Annotated in this window: 3 protein-coding genes; 1 reads left to right on the forward strand and 2 read right to left on the reverse strand. The window is 63.5% G+C overall.

Annotated features, from left to right (window positions below):
* The coding region (locus tag EN879_RS33100; protein ID WP_127274566.1) for a LysR substrate-binding domain-containing protein at positions 1–735 on the forward strand (735 nt) is incomplete at its 5' end.
* An 18-nt stretch (positions 736–753) separates the two neighbouring features.
* On the opposite strand, the gene EN879_RS33105 is transcribed toward EN879_RS33100, so the two are convergent.
* Both EN879_RS33105 and EN879_RS33110 read right to left on the reverse strand, forming a co-directional pair.
* Complete coding sequence (locus EN879_RS33105) at positions 754–1,014, reverse strand: DUF3303 family protein (RefSeq protein WP_244514281.1); 261 nt, start codon at positions 1,012–1,014, stop codon at positions 754–756.
* A gap of 30 nt (positions 1,015–1,044) precedes the next feature.
* Positions 1,045–2,150: RimK family alpha-L-glutamate ligase (locus tag EN879_RS33110; protein WP_164774735.1), on the reverse strand; the 1,106-nt coding region annotated here is incomplete at its 5' end.

Here is a 2,150-nt window from a genome sequence, read left to right on the forward strand (position 1 = left end):
GTCCTCACCGAGGCCGGCGTCGAGATGCTGCCCAGGCTGACCATGGCCTTCCAGGAGATCGGCAGCGTCGCGCGCCAACTGGGCGGCGATGCGTTCCGCCCGCGCCTCGTGGTGTCGGTGCCGCCATCCATGGCCATGGGTTGGCTTTCGCAGCGCCTCACTGGTTTTGTCTCCAGCCATGGCGCCGTCGACATATCGCTCAGAGGCGAGGATGACCCGGTGCCGTTCGACCGTGAGTTGATCGACATCAGGCTCACTTATGGCCCGCACTATCGCGAGCACCCGACCGAGGACATCGTCCAGGACGCAGTCTATCCCGTGTGTGCACCCGGGCTGGCGGACACGATCAAACCCGAAGGCCTCGCCAGCCTGCCGCTTATCCATACCGGCTGGGGACCGACCGGTGCGTCCTTTCCGTCCTGGCACAACTGGTTCGAGGCGGCCGGCATCGAACCCGGCCGGGCAGCGCAGCGCGGCCTCTCGGCCAACTCATCGCGCGCAGCACTCGACCTTGCCATTTCGGGATTGGGCGTGGCGCTGGCGCAAGGGATCTACTGTGCCGAGGCGCTGGAGGACGGCCGACTTGTCAGGCCCCTCGCCCAAATGGTCGAGCTGCGCCAGCCCTATTGCCTGACGATCCCGGCGCGCAGCGCCAGACGCGATGTCGTGGACGCATTTCGCCAGTGGCTGATCGACGAGTGCCGGCGCGCAGTCGGCTCGCCGGCACTGCGTTGACGCGACACGCGGCAATCGTCAGAGGTGCCCGCTCAATGCCTCAGCCATGTCCTTGTTTGTCGCCACGGGGATGATCTCGAATTCCACCAGATCCGCCCATTCGATGACCCAACGCTGCAGCAGCGTGACGTCATCGGCCTCCACCAGCAGGAAGCAGCGGCTCATGTCCGCCGCGATCCAGCTGTGGTGCACGAGCAGCTCGTCCGGTTTCAGGCGGCCGCGGTCGCGAAAGCGGCGATAGATCTCCTTGCGATCACAGCCGGTGAAATCCTCGATCACGATAAACTGCATGTTCTACCCCCGATCAAATTACCGCCCCGGCCGGTCCAACCGCTCCAGGAACCACTGCGTCAGCCGCACCCAGACCTCGTCCTTCTCACCGGAATCCTCCCAGCCATGATCGAGGTTGGGATTGTCATTCACCTCGATGACGAAGACGCCGTCCTTGGTCTCCTTGAGGTCGACGCCATAGAGCCCGTCGCCGATGCAGCGCGCCGCCTTCACTGCCGTCTCGACGACATGCGCCGGCGTTTCCTTCAGCGTGAAGGTCTTGATGCCGCCCTGGTCGGGCTTGCCGTTGGCCTTGTGGTTGACGATCTGCCAGTGCTTCTTGGCCATCAGATAGTGCACGGCAAACAGCGGCTGGCCGCCGAGCACGCCGACACGCCAATCATATTCGGTCGGAATGAATTTCTGCGCGATCAGAAGGTCGGAATCCTCCAGCCATTCGGTGGCGAGCGTCTTCAGTTCCTCGAAATTGGCGCATTTCTTGACGCCGCGCGAGAACGACGAATCCGGGATCTTCAGCACCAGCGGAAAGCCCAGCGTCTGCGCCGCCAGTTCGAGATCCGAGGTGCCGGCGATCATCACCGTCGGCGGCACCGGCACCTTGTTGTAGGCCATCAGCTCGTTGAGATAGACCTTGTTGGTGCAGCGGATCATCGACAGTGGATCGTCGATCACCGGCATGCCTTCCTGCTGGGCGCGGCGGGCGAAACGATAGGTGTGGTTGGAGATCGAGGTGGTCTCGCGGATGAACAGCGCGTCGTAATTGGCGAGCTTGGCCAGGTCCCGCTTGGTGATCGGCTCGATTTCGACGCCCATCTTCTCGGCGATCTTGGCCCAATAGCGCAGCGACGAGATCTCCGAGGGCGGCAATTCCTCATGCGGGTCGACCAGCGTGGCGAAGGTATAGCGCGCCGGCGTGCGGCCCTTGGTGTCGCGCCACTCCCGGTTGGTGTAGGTTTCCAGGCACTGTATGAAGCTTTTTTCCTCGTCCTCGGTCATCCGCGCCAGCGGATGGAAGCCGATCTTGCGGATCGAGGCCCATTCGGCGCTGTCCTTGATGTGGACTTCGAGCGCCGAATGGGCCTCGATCCGCAAGATCGGCTTCCATCCGCTGGCGCGGATGACCG

It is taken from the genome of Mesorhizobium sp. M7A.F.Ca.AU.002.02.1.1 (assembly GCF_003998535.1).
GTDB lineage: Bacteria > Pseudomonadota > Alphaproteobacteria > Rhizobiales > Rhizobiaceae > Mesorhizobium > Mesorhizobium ciceri.